The sequence below is a fragment of the Chloroflexaceae bacterium genome (genome assembly GCA_025057155.1).
Classification (GTDB): domain Bacteria; phylum Chloroflexota; class Chloroflexia; order Chloroflexales; family Chloroflexaceae; genus JACAEO01.
Genome location: JANWYD010000004.1, coordinates 1 through 15312, shown reverse-complemented (window position 1 = coordinate 15312; position 15312 = coordinate 1). Strand labels below are relative to the sequence as shown.

The 15312-nt window shown below is 66.0% G+C and carries 14 protein-coding genes; 11 read left to right on the top strand and 3 right to left on the bottom strand.

The features are described from left to right. Nucleotides 1–68: 68 nt before the first annotated feature. The 10 genes from NZU74_04040 (at nucleotide 69) to NZU74_03995 (ending at nucleotide 10178) form a co-directional block, all read left to right on the top strand. Nucleotides 69–947 carry a 2-oxo acid dehydrogenase subunit E2 gene (locus tag NZU74_04040; protein MCS6880481.1) on the top strand — a complete coding sequence of 293 codons (879 nt, stop codon included), beginning with the start codon at nucleotides 69–71 and terminating at the stop codon, nucleotides 945–947. A gap of 89 nt (nucleotides 948–1036) precedes the next feature. Continuing rightward, nucleotides 1037–1303, top strand: coding sequence for a hypothetical protein (locus NZU74_04035; protein MCS6880480.1), 267 nt, complete (start codon nucleotides 1037–1039; stop codon nucleotides 1301–1303). Nucleotides 1304–1325: 22 nt separating this feature from the next. Then, nucleotides 1326–1799 (top strand): SRPBCC family protein, encoded by a 474-nt coding sequence (locus tag NZU74_04030; GenBank protein ID MCS6880479.1) that lies wholly within the window; start codon nucleotides 1326–1328, stop codon nucleotides 1797–1799. 42 nt (nucleotides 1800–1841) lie between these two features. Then, nucleotides 1842–2075: a hypothetical protein gene (locus tag NZU74_04025; GenBank protein MCS6880478.1), complete on the top strand. Its 234-nt coding sequence runs from the start codon at nucleotides 1842–1844 to the stop codon at nucleotides 2073–2075. Nucleotides 2076–2350: 275 nt separating this feature from the next. Next, nucleotides 2351–3157 carry a hypothetical protein gene (locus tag NZU74_04020; GenBank protein ID MCS6880477.1) on the top strand — a complete coding sequence of 269 codons (807 nt, stop codon included), beginning with the start codon at nucleotides 2351–2353 and terminating at the stop codon, nucleotides 3155–3157. A 21-nt stretch (nucleotides 3158–3178) separates the two neighbouring features. Beyond that, entirely contained in the window at nucleotides 3179–3844 is a 666-nt protein-coding gene (locus tag NZU74_04015; protein MCS6880476.1) for a hypothetical protein, read from the top strand. A 1-nt stretch (nucleotide 3845) separates the two neighbouring features. Continuing rightward, nucleotides 3846–6524: a hypothetical protein gene (locus NZU74_04010; protein MCS6880475.1), complete on the top strand. Its 2679-nt coding sequence runs from the start codon at nucleotides 3846–3848 to the stop codon at nucleotides 6522–6524. Next, nucleotides 6521–7183, top strand: a complete 663-nt coding sequence (locus NZU74_04005) for a hypothetical protein (GenBank protein ID MCS6880474.1) — start codon at nucleotides 6521–6523, stop codon at nucleotides 7181–7183. Before NZU74_04010 ends, NZU74_04005 begins: the two co-directional genes overlap by 4 nt. A gap of 38 nt (nucleotides 7184–7221) precedes the next feature. Further along, nucleotides 7222–9321, top strand: a complete 2100-nt coding sequence (locus NZU74_04000; GenBank protein MCS6880473.1) for a glutamate mutase L — start codon at nucleotides 7222–7224, stop codon at nucleotides 9319–9321. A gap of 107 nt (nucleotides 9322–9428) precedes the next feature. Then, nucleotides 9429–10178, top strand: coding sequence for a methyltransferase domain-containing protein (locus NZU74_03995; protein MCS6880472.1), 750 nt, complete (start codon nucleotides 9429–9431; stop codon nucleotides 10176–10178). A 28-nt stretch (nucleotides 10179–10206) separates the two neighbouring features. On the opposite strand, the gene NZU74_03990 is transcribed toward NZU74_03995, so the two are convergent. The 3 genes from NZU74_03990 to NZU74_03980 form a co-directional block, all read right to left on the bottom strand. After that, nucleotides 10207–12180 (bottom strand): hypothetical protein, encoded by a 1974-nt coding sequence (locus NZU74_03990; protein ID MCS6880471.1) that lies wholly within the window; start codon nucleotides 12178–12180, stop codon nucleotides 10207–10209. After that, nucleotides 12125–13171 carry a phenylalanine--tRNA ligase subunit alpha gene (gene pheS / locus NZU74_03985; protein MCS6880470.1) on the bottom strand — a complete coding sequence of 349 codons (1047 nt, stop codon included), beginning with the start codon at nucleotides 13169–13171 and terminating at the stop codon, nucleotides 12125–12127. Before pheS ends, NZU74_03990 begins: the two co-directional genes overlap by 56 nt. Before the next feature lie 607 nt (nucleotides 13172–13778). Beyond that, nucleotides 13779–14042, bottom strand: coding sequence for a hypothetical protein (locus NZU74_03980; protein ID MCS6880469.1), 264 nt, complete (start codon nucleotides 14040–14042; stop codon nucleotides 13779–13781). A gap of 675 nt (nucleotides 14043–14717) precedes the next feature. Here NZU74_03980 and NZU74_03975 point away from each other — a divergent pair. Then, nucleotides 14718–15312: AAA family ATPase (locus NZU74_03975; GenBank protein ID MCS6880468.1), on the top strand; the 595-nt coding region annotated here is incomplete at its 3' end.

Genomic DNA, 15312 nt, shown 5'->3' with positions numbered 1-15312 from the left:
GCCAGACTGGCGTTGTGGGTAATGGGTTGTCTGGCGGATGAACCAGGCAGCTTCACTCCAGGATCGCCATGCTACGCGAAGAGCGCGCACCAACGACAAGCGCCGCGGCTCCTCTCCGGGCGACGCCCCTGGCGCGGGCGCTGGCCCGCATCCACGGGATTGATCTGGCAGCCCTGGCTGGCAGCGGGCCGGACGGGCGGGTGATGGCGCGGGACGTGCGCGCGCGCGCCGCCCCGGAGGCGCCGACCACGGCGCTCGCGCCACCCGGCGCCGTACCGTCGCCGATGTCCTCCTCAGGCGCAGCGACTGCGAGCGCCCAACAAGAAGTTGCCCGCGACACAGACGGGCTTGCCTGGCGGGAGGTGAGCGGCGTCGCCCCAGTAGCAACGGTCATGCTGGAGTTCGACGCCGGGCCGGCCCTGGCGCGAGTCGCCGAGCTGGGCGAGGAGTTCGCGCGCCAGGGCTGGCCCCTGCACCTGGGGATCGCCGTGGCCGCGGCAGCAGTGGAACTGCTGCCGGCCCATCCACACCTGAACGGGGGCTGGCTGGGCGACACGCTCGCTCTACAGCGCGCGGTGCACCTGGCTGTGGCCGAGCTAACCCCGGAGGGCCTGCGCTGGAGCGTTCTGCCCGACGCAGGCGATCTAGGTCTGCGCGGTCTGGCGCGCGCCCTGGCAGGCCGCCCTGCCCGAGGCGCGGCAACCTTCGCCCTGGTGAGCCTGGCGGCGGGGAAAAGCTGGTGGAGCGCGCCGCCACCCCTGCCCGGCACCGTCGCGGCGCTGATCCTCGGCGCTCCGCAGCGCCGGGTGGTGGCTGTGGACAGCGGTCTGAGCATGCGCCCGATAGCAACCCTTACCCTGAGCTACGACGCGCGCGCGCTTGATCAACGGCAGGCGCTGGACTTTCTGGAGGCGCTGCGAACACGCCTGGAAAACAAGCCAATCTAAGCATACGAGTGGTATAATCAGCGTACCGCCCCGTTGCGGAGCAACGGTCAAGCTGGACCACGAAGATGCCGTCAAGCTGGACCACGAAGATGCCGCAGGTTTGTGCAGCCCCCCGGCCCGGACGCATGGATACGCTCTGGCTTGGCTACCATGGCCTGGATCTGCCCTTCGACGAGATTGTCGCCGTCCTGCGCTACCAACCTGCCCTCGATGGTCAGATCATGCGAACCTACGGGCGCGTGCCGCACGGCGTGCGATCAGTGGTCGTGACAGGAACGGGAGCATATCTGCCGGCCCGCTTGCCGGCAGAGACTCTGCGCCGGCGCTGGGCCGGCTGGCGCAGGGATGGCCCATAGCGGGCTGTCTGAGTCACCTGGTATGGTAAGCTTCGAGATCAGTGTGAGCGCGATCACCACTGCGCCGCCAGAACGGATCTTCGCCGTGCTCGACGATTTCGGCAACTGGCCCGGCTGGATGCCCTCACTGGAACGCGTGCGCGTGGAGTTGCCCGCTGAAGGCGCTCCGGGCCCGGGCTATCGCTTTCGGCTGCGGGCGGCTATCGTTCACGCCGATATGGAGGTAGTGGACTACACCCCTCTGTCACGGGCGACGGCGTTTCGTATCAGTTTTCCGCCTCTCACCGGTGTGAACCGCTGCCAGGTCGTACCGCTGGAGGATGGCCGTTTTCGGATTGAACGGATCGACTCCCTCAATCTGCCTGAGTTCGTGGTCGGGCTGATCGGCCCACGCCAGCGCGAACGGTTCATCCATCTGGCGGGCGAATTCCTGTCGGCGCTCAAGCAGCAGGTCGAGGGTGAGTCTTCCAATGGATCGTCGGCGCCCTCTACATGACAGAGAGAGCGGCGCCTGTTCTCCAGGGCTTACTGGATGGTTATGGACAACACCGGCCAGGTACTGCAACGGCTCGCTGCCGGCGTGGAACGCGCGGGGTTGCGCGCTCCCGTGGCGCTGCTCCTGGACATCCTCAGCCCAATTGACGTGATCAGCAGCCAGGTGGCGCGCTTCAGCCTGCCCTTCCTGGGAGGCACCCGCGCCGAAGTCTATGTGGCCGCCCTTGGTGAACCGGACGCCTGGCGCGACCTGCGCCGGCTGCTCGACGCCCGCTGAGGAGCGGTGTAACATCCTGAGGGCGACCGTCAGCCTCCCCAACCCTGAGACAGGTCCTGGCGGATCAATCAGGGACATTGATGCCTTCCCAGGCACACATCTCCTGACGGTGATCCGTTCGGCGCATAGAGCGTTGAATCCGGGTTCACGAACCCTGTAGCACACTCTACCGAACGCATCGGTTGACAAAGCCTATCGGCTGAGTTACACTCATTGCCAGGAAACGCATCGCTGTTGTAAAGAATTGTCCTGACCTCTTCACCTGGAGCCAGCCTATGTTACCCGGGTTGAACCTCGCTATCATCCTGATGCTGATGGTTATCCTGGTGACAATCGGGCTGATCTGGCTGCATCACGCCTGGGCCTTGAAGCAGGGCATCCGGCCACAGCGCCCGCTTCCCGCTCTCGATACGTTGCGCGCCGCTATTGACCGGGCGGCGGAGACTGGGCGCGCGGTGCATCTGTCGCCTGGCGCGAGTGTGCTGGGTGCGGGAAGCGGTGTGCGTTCCGCCTCTACTGAACTGGTGGCCGGATTGTTGATGACCGAACGGGCAGCGTCGCAGGCGGCTCTCAATGGCGCGCCGATCCTGGTCAGTTCAGGTGATGCGGTGGCTCATCTCGCGCTGCGCGGCGGGGTGCGCCGGGCGTTTCAAGAGGCGGGCCAGGCCCAGGATTTTAAGCCAGCGCAGGTACAGTTGCTGGCCCATCACGATGAGATGGCCTATGCGACCGGGGCGATCACCCTGTATGGGCGCGAACCTCTGGAAGCCAGCGCCATGCTTGGCGGCTTCGGGCAGGAGTTCTTGCTCGTGGGCGAAGACGGCGCCCAACGGGGGCTGCCGCAGGTCGCCGGCACGACCAGCACCGCCGGCCTGCCGCTGATGCTGTTGACCGCCCCGGCGACGCTGATCGGCGAAGAGATCTATGCCAGCGAAGCCTATCTGGCCCCCTCAGGCCCGGCTCAGGCGCGTCTGCTGACGCAGGACGCGCTGCGCACGGCGGTGATTGTGGTGCTGATTGGCGGCCTGTGCTACAGCCTGATCCATTCCTACCTGGGACTGCCGCCGCTCCCGGGATTGTAGGCCGCGCGGCCCCGGACTGACATGGTGTTATTTCGCGATCCCAAACGCCTGCTTGCCATCCTCATCGCCGGGGTTGCCGGGTTGATTGTCCTGCTCGATTTTGCCGGCGCAGGCGGTCCGCTGGCAGTGCTGGCCAGGGTGCTGGTTGATTGGGCGGCGGTCATCACTGCCGTTGGCCTGTTGCTCGGCGTGATCAGCGTCACCGGCGCGCATGTGCAGCGCGTGCGCGCACGAAGCGCCGACTGGCCTTACAGTTTGATCCTGATTGCGGGTCTGCTGGTGATGATTGTTGCCGGGATCTTCTTTCCGCTGCCTGGCCGCGCAGGCTTTGTGTTGCCCGGCAGTCTGGCCGAGGTGCCGATCCGCATGGTCTTTCGGGCGCTGTATGAGCCTGTTGCCAGCAGCCTGCTCGCATTGCTAGCCTTTTTCAGCCTCAGCGCCGCCCTGCGCGCCCTGGGGCGCGGTAGCGCCGAGGCGCTGGTTATTATCGGTGTCGCGGCGCTCGTGCTGGTAGCGCAGTTGCCGCCCGTGACAGCGCTGCCCGGCGTCGGGGCGACCCTCCAGTGGATCAACGACTATGTGGCGCTTGCAGGCGCGCGGGGCCTGGTAATCGGCGCCTCCATCGGCGCGTTCGTGGCGGGGTTGCGGGTGCTGCTCGGCTTCGACGCGCCTTACCTTGATCGGTAATATGGAACACCTTCCCCCCTGGCTCCGTAATCTGCCGCTCCCCTCTCCACCAACCAGTCGCGATCAGCCAGGGTCGCCCGCGGAGGATGAGGGCGTCCCCGAGTGGCTGCATGATCTGCGCCGTGAGGTGCGCGAGGAGGCCGGAACCGGCCCTGCCGAAACCCCTGAGTGGCTGCGCGATCTGCGCCGTGAGGTGCGCGAGGAGGCCGAAACCGGCCCTGCCGAAACCCCTGAGTGGCTGCGCGATCTTGATCAGCCCGCTCCGCCCGTTGAGCCTTCCCCGCGCACGCCGCCGCTCGGAGCGACTTCCTGGCTCAGCAGTCTTGGCAGCGACGAGCCGGCTGCGCCGCAGGAAGCACCTCCTCCTGCCGATCAACCAACGACCAGTTCGCGCATCAAGATGCCTGAGGGAGTAACCGACTGGCTCCGGTCAATTGGCGACGACCCTGACGCGCCGTCGGAGCCGGTCTCCGGGCCAGTCTCCGAACCCCTCGATCCGAGCGGTTTGCCTGACTGGCTGCGCGAGTTGCACGTCGATGAGCTTGACCGGGCGGTTGAAGGCGAGTCGCCGCCACCTCTAGAGCGTGAACAGACCGGTGCCCTTCCTACGGAGAAACCTTCCGCCGATGTCAGTACGGTTCCTGCTCAGCAAAGACCATCGTCGCCGCTTGCTCAACCCTCAGAGCCGCTCCCCGAAGAGCCTGACTGGCTGCGCGAGTTTGTGACGCCCGAAGAGCAAAAGGTTGCGCCAACCCTCGAAGCTCAGGCTGATCTCGCCGCAGAAGCCGAAGTCCCCACATGGCTGCGTGAAATCACTGATGCGTCCCGGGACGCATTGCAGGCCGAGAACCCCGCGGCAGCGCCGATGGCGGATCAAGAACTCCCTGCCTGGCTGCGGGAAGTTGCTCAGACCAGCGATACATCGGCGCCAGCGGAGGGGCAGGAACTTCCCGCCTGGCTGCGGGAGGCTGAGCCGGCCAGGCCCCCGGCCTCCGGCGACGAGCTTCCGACGTGGCTGCGGGAAGCTGCCGAGACCGCTGAGAGGCCGCCTGTGGCGGAGGGCCGGGAGGAGATCCCGGCCTGGCTTCAAGACGCTGCCGAGCCTCCATCCCAACCCGCGGGCCAGAAGGTTCCCGCCTGGCTGCGGGAGGCTGCCGAGACCGCTGAGACACCGCCTGCCGTGGAGGGCCAGGAGATCCCCGCCTGGCTCCAAGACGCCGTCGAGCCTCCACCCCAACCCGCAGTCCAGGAGGTTCCGCCTTGGCTATATGAGACGCCTGCAGCTCAGACGCCGGCAACTGAAGAGCCGTCGGTTCCTGGTGATGATGTACCTCCCTGGCTCCTCGCGGCGGAAAGCGCCGATCAGGTTCCTGCGGCTACAGGCGGTGCGAAGCTCGATCTGCCAGCCTGGTTGCATGATGCGCCCGCCGAGCCTGCCCCGTCGCCAGTCGCCTCTGCTCCGGAGTCCCCGGGCAGGGTTGAGCCTGGCGTTGAGGAAGGAGATAGCGGCGGGTTCCTGCGCGGCGCTGAATTGCCAGGCTGGTTGCGGGTGCCAGAGCCTGAATTGCCTGCTGAAACCGCCGCCGGCCAGCAACTCGACTGGTTGCGGCGCCTGGGCGGCATAGAGGCAGAAGAGAGCGAGATAGAAACGCCAGTAGCCGCTGCGGTAGTGACGCGCTCGCGTCGAATGTACCAGCCAACCGCCGAGCAACTCGGAGCGATGCGGCTGCTTGAGCAACTTGCCGCGACGCCCTATCCAACCCCGGCGCCGGCAACCGCTCCCGTCGAGGAGACTCGACGACGCCTTGATCTGCACCGCCTTCTCTACGCTCTGCTGGCACTGGCATTGCTCATCGCTCTGCTGGCGCCTCAGATCACGCTCCCGTTCCGTTCAAGCGCGCCGGTCACGGAGAACGCCACGGCTCTTGGAGCGCTGCTCGACGGTTTGAACGACGATGATGTGGTGCTCATGGCGTATGAGTGGGCCGCCCAGCGAAGCGGTGAACTGCGCCCCCTGGAAGAAGCTGTCACGCGCCGGCTCATTGCCAACCGCACCAAACTGATCCTGGTCAGCACCGATCTCCAGGGCGCCTTGCTCTCGTTCGACCTGATCGAACCGCTACGGGCGGCCGGCTACAACAATGAGAACGGAGTGTCGTTCGGCGGTCGCGACTATGTGTTGCTCGGCTACCGTCCCGGCGGCGATCTGGCGGTGCGGGGCCTGGCCCAGGACCTGCGCGGCGCCCTGGCATCGGATTTTGACGGGCAAGATGCTTCGCAGGGCCTGGTGGCCAATTACCCTGACGGCACGCCCCGGATCAGGGGGATCGAGGATCTGGCGCTGATCGTAGTGCTGGCCGACCAGCCCCAGGACGTTCAGGTGTGGATGGAGCAGGTGCATCAACAGGTGCGCGATCAAGTGCCGATTGCGTTTCTCTTGCCCCAGGACGCCCAGCCTCTCGCCCAACCCTATTTGCGCCTGCCCAATGTCTACGCTATTGCCGGACAACAGGGCGCGCTGGCGCTCCTCGCCAGCGATCCTACGGCCGATCCGTCCGCGTTGAGCCGCGCCACCGGACAACTGGCATTTGCAGTGGCAGCGTTTCTGGTTCTGCTGCTGCTTGGCGCCAGCGCGAGCGCGTTCATGCGCCAGCGCGCCGCTTCGGGAGGTGCGAGGTGACCGACGACCCTCTTACCACGTTGAGCGTCGGGCTGATTGCCGTGGTGCTAACCCTGCTGGTCTTCAGCCGCCTGCTGGGCGATAATCCCGCCTTTCGCGCCGTGCAGTACCTTTTCGTCGGCGCGTCGCTGGGCTATGCCTTCGTGGTGGTGTACCATCAGGTGCTGCGCCCCGAGGCGCTGGCCCTGCTGGCGAGCGTAGCCGATCCGCTACTATTCGGCCTGCGGCTGGCGCCCTGGCTGCTCGGTCTGTTGCTGCTCACGCGCCTGACCCGGCGCCAGACGCTTTCGTGGCTGGCGAACATTCCGCTGGCGCTGCTCTTTGGAGTCGCGATGGCGCTGGCGGCGGCCGGCGCCCTGGCAGGCACAATTATGCCGCAACTCCTGGATACTGCGCGGCCGCTCGGCAACGACCCGCTGCAGATCGTCGGGGCGCTGGCGCTGGTTATCGGGGTAGTGTTGACGCTAAGCTCCTTTTACTTCACCGTTGCTCGTGAACGCGCCGGGGGGCGGTTGCTGGCCCTGAGCGCGCGCGCCGGGCGCTGGCTGCTGATGATCGCTTTTGGCTTCTTCTTCGCGGGAGTGCTGTTGACCTATCTCACGGCGCTTAATACACGGCTGGAGTTCATCGTGAACTGGCTGCGGGCGCCGCTGGGATGAAGCACATGAGAGCCGTTCCGGATGCGGCGGAGGTTGGCATGACAGACGACCTGGGGGCGGTGCTGGTGGCCGAAATCGGCAGCCTGATCACCCGCGTAACCCTGGTTGATGAGGTAGACGGCGAAAGCCGTATGGTTGGGCGCGCGGAAGCGATCAGCAGCGCCGAACCACCCTACCAGAATGTGCTTTACGGCGTGCTGGAGGCCGTAAAGCGGATTTCGGAGATGACCGGGCGCCAGTTGCTGCGCGAAGGTCAACTTATTATGCCTCAGAACAGTGAAGGCAACGGCGTTAACCACGTTATAGCAGTGACCAGCGCCGCCGGTCCGTTGACGCTGGTCGTTATGGCGATTTCCAGCGCGTTCTCGGGCCGTAGCGCCCTTCGCGCCAGCCGCGCGACCTACACTGCCGTGCGCCAGATCGTGACCCTCGATGACGCGCAAGGCAGGATGGTTCAGAAACCAGACGATCGATCCCGGGCCGAGCGCCAGGTGGAGGAATTGCTGCGTCTGCAGCCTGATGCGGTGCTGATCGCAGGGGGACTTGAAGCCGGCGCCAGCGATGCCGTGAGGCGGCTGGCCCATCTGGCGGGGCTAACGGCGCTCCGAGCGAGGATTGATCAGCCAGGCCCGCAGGGGCGACCGATGACGGCCCACCCGGTGATCTATGCCGGCAATAGCGCCGTCCGCGAGCAGGTGATTGCAGCGCTCTCCGATCGAGCCGAGATCTTCGTGGTTGACAACCTGCGCCCCGCCCTCGATCACGAACGGCTCGATCCCGCGCGCCAGGAACTGGCGCGCCTCTACGAGAATATGATCCTGCCGCGGCTGCCCGGCTGGTCCGATCTGCGGCGCATCTCCGCCGCGCCGACGCGCACGGTCTGCGAGGCAGAGGGGTTGCTGACCCGCTTTCTGGCCGAGCGGACGGGACGGCGGGTGCTGACCGTAGATATTGGCGCCAGCTCCAGCGCCATGCTGTACGCCGCGCCGGGGCGCTTTCACCCGGCAATCCTTGGCACAGCGGGCGTCGGGTACGGGTTGACCGAACTGCTGGCGCAGCGCGGAGTTGAATCTATCGCGCGCTGGCTGCCGTTCCCGATTACGACCGAGACGCTGACCGACCGGCTGCTCAATCGCGCTCTCCGCCCGCAGGTGCTGCCCTCCACTCGCGAGGACCGGTACATCGAGCACGCGCTGCTTCGCGAGGCGCTGCGGCTGGCCCGCGACACGCTGCTGGACGAGATTCGCTCCGCTGACTATGACTGGCTGATAGCTACGGGCGGGAGCATGATCCACGCGCCTGAGCCGGGGCTGGCCCTGCTGACGCTGCTTGATGGCCTGGAACCTGACGGCGCGCACGATCATCCTGTGATAGATGTCTATCTGGACGCTCTGGGATTGGTTCCGGCCAGCGCAGCGTTGGCCGGGCTGAGTCCCGCGGCAGCGGTTTCGCTGATTGATCGCGATCTGCTGCGCAACACCCCCCTCGCGGCAGTGCTGGTGCTGCTGGGTGAAGGAACCGTCGGCGCCCCGGCAGCCGAGGTGGAACTGACCACTGTCGGCGGCGCTACCCAGCGCCTGGTGGTGCGTCACGGCGATATCGCCCGGCTACCGCTGCCTCCGAAGCACTTCGGACAATTGACGGTGCGGCCCGGGCCGGCAGTGCGAGTTGGTCTGGCGGCGCCAGGTGAAACGGTTTCGTCCGAAGGCGGCGATATCGCCGGCAGTCTGCTGGGTCTGGTGATTGACGCGCGCGGGAGGCCCCTGCACCTGCCCGAGGATGCCGCGATCCGGCGCGCCCGCCTCTGGGAATGGCTCGCGGCGCTAGGGGTCGAGCGAGGAGATGGTCTGGATGCCATGGGCGCACCCCGATCGGTTGAATCGGCATCGGCGACCAACGGCTCGCTGGCCCTGGCCCTCGTCGGCGAAGGGCTGGCGCTGAATGCACCGCTCGCCGGAACCAGCGAAGTGGCCGCTGGCGCGACCGGCGGGCAGCGTATCGCGCTCGATGCACTGCCCGCAGAGCCGGGCGGAACGGCCCGGCCACCTTCCAATCCCCTGCCAGCCGAGGACGATCTGGAGGCGCTGCGAAAGACGATAGAGCCGCCGAAGAAGGGCCGCTGGTTCGGGCGGAAGTAGGGGACCTGGTTTTTCCGGCTTTTCGCTTCCGGCGCCGATGGAGTTGCAGGGCAACGCTGAGAGTTGCCTTGCAACCTGAACGGATAGCTGTTTCACGTGGAACATGTATGGAATGGTGGCGCGCCTATTTCGACGAGACCTACCCTCGTCGCTACCATATCGAACCAGAGGAGACAGTCGCCGAGGTGTTGATGCTCCGCGATCTGCTGCCCGAGCCGCCTGCCGACATCCTCGATGTCGCCTGCGGCAGCGGGCGGCACAGCCTGGCCCTTGCCAGGGCCGGCTTCCACGTAGTGGGGGTGGACATCTCGGAGCCGCTGCTGGCTCTGGCCCGCGCTGCGGCGGCGGCGGAGCGGATCGAGGAAGTCGAGTTTGTCGCCGCCGATATGCGCGCTCTGCCTTACGTGGCCTGTTTCGACGCCGCGATCAATATGTTTACCGCCTTTGGCTACTTCGACGCCGAGGAAGACAATCAGACCGTTCTGACCGGCATCGCCCGCGCCCTCAAGCCCGGCGGGCGCCTGGTTATGGAACTGGCGCACCGCGACCGGGTCGTGCGTAGCTTCCAGGAGACCGATTGGTACGAACTCGAAGACGGCGCCATCATCTGGCGCCGTCATCACTTTGACCCGATCCGCGGCCTGCTGACCTCCCTCGACCGCTGGCGCACCCCCGATGGCGAGGAGCAGGAACGGTTCCACCGCATCCGCATCTACACCGCTACCGAGCTTGCCGCCATGCTCCGCGCCGCCGGCCTGACTCCGACGGCCTGGTACGGGAGCACCCAGTTGCACGCCCTCACCATCGACTCCCCTCGTATGATTGTCGTGGCGCAGCGCCCCCTGCGGGAAGCGTAGGGCTATAATCGAAAACCCGAAGTCCGCTTCAACTCCCTTCAGGACGCCATATACCGCAATCCACAATCCAAAATCCAAAATCCGAAATCGAATTAGTCACTTCAACCACGCCCACCTCGGCATAATCGCCGCCCTCGCGCCCGTCGGCGAACCAGACCGGCTGGCGCTGGCCGTTGTGTTCAGGGCTGAAGAGGCCCACCCGGAGCCGGTAGCGTCCCGGAGGCAGCTCCGCGGGCAACGGCAGGGCGTGGGTGTCACGCACCCAGTCGCCCGGCGTCCACAGGGGAAACGGCAGCGCGCCGCCTCGTGGCGCGCTGTCGCTCTTGGCGACAATCGTCCCGGCGCCATCCACCAGGTGCACGAAGACCATCCAGTTGCGCGGGATCGGTTCCAGGCTGTTCCAGGTCAGGGTTACCGCCAGAGGTTGGCCGGGGCGCGCCGGAGTGTCCAGACGCCATCCACGCAGCACCACCCCTCGCTCCCACGCTGCGGCAAAGCGCGCCTCGACCGGCGCGCCCAGTTCAGCCAGGGCCTCCCGCGGCGCCAGGGCCGTCCAGGGGTAGGCGGGCCGGATCACCGCCAGGGGCATCGCCGCGGCCAGCAGGAACAGCATTGATACGAGGAGGACGGTTGTGGCAGCGCGTAATGCCACGAACGGAGCGCGCCCGGCATTTGCGAACATTCCCGATAGCGGCTGCGCCGCTTCCGGGACGGTTGGCTGCGACGGCGCGGCCAGCCCGGCGGCCAGCAGCACGCCCGTGGCGGCCAGCGCCGGGAAGAGCATACGCCCCTGCCAGGCGACCAGACCGGCGGCGAGGGCGAAAGCCAGCGTCCAGACGCCGGCCATCACCAGGGCAAGGAGCGGCCCGCTCCAGGCAGGGTCGGGCGCGCCCCGCGCCAGCCTGAGCAGCCAGCCTGCCACCGCCAGAACACACAGCGCCGCGTAGAGCCAGAGCGTCCAGTCCGGGGGGCGCAGGCTCATCCACCCGAAACGGGCCCAGAACGAGGCGGCAAGCTGGCGCAGGGCCCCACTCCAGGCCAGAGGGTCGCGCCAGGCGAAGGGCTGACCGGCGAACTCGGCCCGGAAGGAGGCCAGAGCGAAGGGATCGCCGTAGAGCAGCGCGTTGCGCCCGAACCACCAGCCGGCGATGAGCAGGGCCACGCCCCCCCAGAGCAATGTGAGGACCACGAACCGGCCGGCCCGCCTCTCGGCCGCGCGCCAGGCCCCCCAGAGCAGCAGCGGCCCGAAGAGCAGTGCGCTCTGCTTGGTGAGCAACGCCAGGCCAAACAGCGCCCCCGCGCCCACTGCCCAGCGTTGCGCAGCGACGGACGACGGGGGCGTCAGGCACCACCAGAGGAGGGTGGCGCCGAGGGCGGCCAGCAGCGCATCGTTGGACACCAGGGCGCTAATGAAGAGAAACTGCGGATTAAAGGCCACCAGGGAGGCCGCCATGAGGGCCAGGAGCGGTTCCGCGGGCGCCAGGCGCCGCGCCGCCAGGTAGGTGCAGAGCACCACCACCGCGCCCCACACGCCCGACACGGCGCGAGCGATGTGCCACCCCAGGCTCAGACCCGTCCACGGCCAGCGTTCCCAACTGCCGCGCATAAAGGCCCCCGGTTCATCACCGCCGGTCCAGAGGAAGCGAGGATTGGCGGTGAGCCGGATCTGCCGCTGGTCGGCGGGCAACCAGGCCAGCGCGGGAACGGCCATCAGGTAGGCCAGGGGCGGCTGATGCCCCTCGCCGGGCACATCGGGCGCCTGGGGAGCGGCACGCTGCACGGGCAGGCGTCGCTCTGTCGCCAGAAATAACACATAGGCAACGTGGCCCGGCTCATCAGGGCCCTCGCCAAGGGGCACGGCCCAGTTGTAGAGCGCGTGGAGGACCAGAAAGGCGACCAGGATCAGCGCGAGGCCGGCATGCCGCCCGGCGATCGCCAGCGGCACGCTAGCCGAACTGCTCCACGAAGCGGGCATCGCCCGAATAAAAGCCGCGAATATCATCAATGCCGTACTTGAGCATCGCGATCCGTTCGGGACCGAAACCGCCCGCGAAGCCGCTGAAGTGCGCGGGGTCGTAACCGCCGTTGCGCAGCACCACCGGATGCACCATGCCACAACCGCCGATCTCCAGCCAGCCGGCGTACTTGCAGACGCGGCAGCCTTTGCCATCGCAGAGGAAGCAACTCACGTCCATTTCGGCGCTGGGCTCTGTGAAGGGGAAAAAACTCGGGCGCAGGCGCACCTGCGTGCCGACCCCGTACATCCGCTCGGCGAAATAGACCAGGGCGCCCTTGAGGTCGGCCATGGTGACGTGCCGGCCAACCGCCAGAAACTCGAACTGGTGGAACATCATCTCGGAGCGCACGGTCACCTGTTCATTGCGGTAGACCTTGCCGGGGAGCAGCACGCGCAATGGCTGGGGCGCGTAGCGGCGCATGGCGTGGATCTGGCCGGGGGAGGTATGGGTGCGCAGCAACACCGACGGCGCGCCCGGAGGCATCTCTACGTAGAAGGTGTCCTGCATATCGCGGGCCGGATGATCCTCAGGGAAGTTGAGCAGCCCGAAGTTAAACTCGTCCAGCTCCACCTCGGGGCTTTCCCAGACCTGGAAGCCCATTTCACTGAAGATCTCCTGCACCTGGGCCAGCACCTGGTTGGTCAGATGGGCATACCCCAGGGCCGGCCGGCGTCCGGGGAGGGTGACATCCACTCGGTCGGCGGCCAGTTCGCTGGCGATGGCGGCGCGCTTGAGCTCGGCCTCGGCAGCGGCATAAGCGGCTTCGAGTTGCTCCCGCAGCGCATTGACGCGCCGGCCCGCCTCGGGGCGCTGCTCGGCGGGCAGGGCCCCGAGGCCGCGGCTGAGACGGGTAAGCGCCCCGGTCTTGCCGATATACCGGCTCTTCCACTCGGCCAGACCGGCGAGATCGCGCACGGCGGCCAGAGCGGCGGTCGCCTCCTGCTCCAGGCTGGAAAGTTCGTCGGTCAGGGTCATCGCACGTTCCTCAGCGAGAATCACGCGGCGTCGCCGCGCACCACACCCGCCCACGGTCAGGAGGACGGGGGAATCCGATTTCTGCAAACCCCTCCAGAAACCATGTGCACGTTAGGATGCCCGATCCGGGCCAATTTGTCAATGCGCCCGCGCGCCGCACGTAGAGACGGCCCGCCGGGCCACCGGGACGCCAGACACCCATGGTCACGCATGTGGCGCGTTGCGCCACGTCGCGGGGGGTGTGGGCCGCGTCCGAGGCCGAGACACCCATGGTCACGCGCGTCGCGCGTCGCGCCACCCGGCCAGGCCGCCGAATACGCCGATGCAGGCCACCCATGGTCACGCGCGTCGCGCGTCGCGCCACCGGGACGTCGAACCGCAATGCCAATGCGCCGCCGCCGTTCGCCGGGCGCACCGAACCACGGCGCGTGGCGCGACGAGAGAGCGCGGAGCAAGGGGGAGCAGCAGAGGATTTCGGATTATGGATTTTGGATTTCCGCATATAGCGTCTCGATGGGACCTGGCGATGATGCGCGCCTTCCCGGATTGGAGTAAAACGATGAACACACCGCGCATCAAGTCCGTGAAGCCTTTAGCAGAGCAACGTTTACTGGCAACTTTTATCAACGGTGTGCAGAAGATATACGATTGCCGGTGACTTCTCGATCTTGATCGCTTTCAGTTGTTCGACGCCTTCTTCAAAGCGGTCAGGGTTGATCCTGGCGGCCATGGCATCTCGTGGAATGATGACATGGATTTGAGCGAATACGAGTTGTAGCATCAGGACGTCGCAGTTGAGGCGAGCGCCGATGAGTTTGAGGAACTCGCCGCCGTACAACGGATGGAATAGCGTATCCACCTTGCGCGTCAAGCAAATACGCCGGAGCATTTCTCAGAAAGGTTGACGCAACGGCGCGAAGGAGCAGAGGGCGTGAAAGCAGAGAGCTTGCCGCGTGCAGCGGGGGCGCTGCCGGCAGGCGCGCCGTCGGACTGACGCGAAGGCGCCGAGACGCAAATGCCGGTACGAGTCCGTGTCATCACAACCTTCGCGTCTTTGCGTCTTCACGTCAATCCTCTTCCGCAAGGCGCACAGCGCGGCGGCGCCGATGCTCGCGCACTACGCCCGTCCTGGTTAATAGCAGACGCCGTGGCAACCCTGAGGGTTGCCGCGGCGTTATTATAGAGTGATGAGATCGTAATACGTGTATGCTACTATCGTGAGGAATAGGGGGCTGGCGCTCTATGTTCCTCCAACGATCACCTTTGCGACGATCGACAATCTGCGCAAAGGAATTCGTCCAAGGAACGCCCGGACATATTGATCGCACGACTTTCACAACGATCTCTGTGCGCATCTGGAGCACTGCCAAAGCGAAGAACTCACATCTCAACAGTGATAGCAAGTTGAGGTTATAGTGGCTTGGCAACAATTGACTGTCAGCAAGCAGCGCTAACCGCCTTGAAAGTTTGTCCTGTCTGTGCTTGGCGATCAACGCCGCTTACTATTGGCGTTGAGCCTACACAAATTGTAGAGGAAGCGCTGGCAATGAAGATTGAAAGCATCTTTGTAAAGAACTTTCGCTGTTTCGGTCCTGGTGGCGTCAGGATCGAGCTGGAAAAGGGCGTTACTGCATTTGTTGGCGGGAATGGCTCCGGCAAGACCGCCGCATTCCAGGCGCTTTCACGGCTTTTTGGCGTTACCCCTGCCCAGCGCAGCGTCCGCAAGCAGGACTTCCATGTGCCTCCCGACCCGCAGGAGCTTCCGTCTGGCGCCACCCTCATTATTGAGGTTGTCTTCTCATTTCCCGAGCTGGGTGAAGCCGATGATGAAGGGACGGGAGATGCAGTTCCAGAATTCTTCCGTCACATGGCCGCTACCGGGCCGGGTGGTCCGCTGAAGGCGCGGATGCGGCTGCAGGCGACATGGACCGATGACGGCACGCTGGATGGCATGGTTGACGAAGACCTGCGCTGGATTACGACGCTCGATGATACGTTCGATTGGGAGCAGTGCCAGCGAGTGCAGTCTGCAGACCGCAGTGCAATCCAGCTCATCTACGTCCCGGCGACACGCGATGCTGCGCCGCAGGTCACGGCCCTGTTGCAGGGCCGTCTCTGGCGCGCTGCGAGATGGTCCGACG

Excerpts from the sequence above, each read along its gene's own strand:
- NZU74_04040 (MCS6880481.1), top strand. The coding sequence starts at position 69 with ATGCTACGCGAAGAGCGCGCACCAACGACAAGCGCCGCGGCTCCTCTC.
- NZU74_04035 (MCS6880480.1), top strand. The coding sequence starts at position 1,037 with ATGCCGCAGGTTTGTGCAGCCCCCCGGCCCGGACGCATGGATACGCTC.
- NZU74_04030 (MCS6880479.1), top strand. The coding sequence starts at position 1,326 with ATGGTAAGCTTCGAGATCAGTGTGAGCGCGATCACCACTGCGCCGCCA.
- NZU74_04025 (MCS6880478.1), top strand. The coding sequence starts at position 1,842 with ATGGACAACACCGGCCAGGTACTGCAACGGCTCGCTGCCGGCGTGGAA.
- NZU74_04020 (MCS6880477.1), top strand. The coding sequence starts at position 2,351 with ATGTTACCCGGGTTGAACCTCGCTATCATCCTGATGCTGATGGTTATC.
- NZU74_04015 (MCS6880476.1), top strand. The coding sequence starts at position 3,179 with ATGGTGTTATTTCGCGATCCCAAACGCCTGCTTGCCATCCTCATCGCC.
- NZU74_04010 (MCS6880475.1), top strand. The coding sequence starts at position 3,846 with ATGGAACACCTTCCCCCCTGGCTCCGTAATCTGCCGCTCCCCTCTCCA.
- NZU74_04000 (MCS6880473.1), top strand. The coding sequence starts at position 7,222 with ATGACAGACGACCTGGGGGCGGTGCTGGTGGCCGAAATCGGCAGCCTG.
- NZU74_03995 (MCS6880472.1), top strand. The coding sequence starts at position 9,429 with ATGGAATGGTGGCGCGCCTATTTCGACGAGACCTACCCTCGTCGCTAC.
- NZU74_03990 (MCS6880471.1), bottom strand. The coding sequence starts at position 12,180 with ATGATATTCGCGGCTTTTATTCGGGCGATGCCCGCTTCGTGGAGCAGT.
- pheS (MCS6880470.1), bottom strand. The coding sequence starts at position 13,171 with ATGACCCTGACCGACGAACTTTCCAGCCTGGAGCAGGAGGCGACCGCC.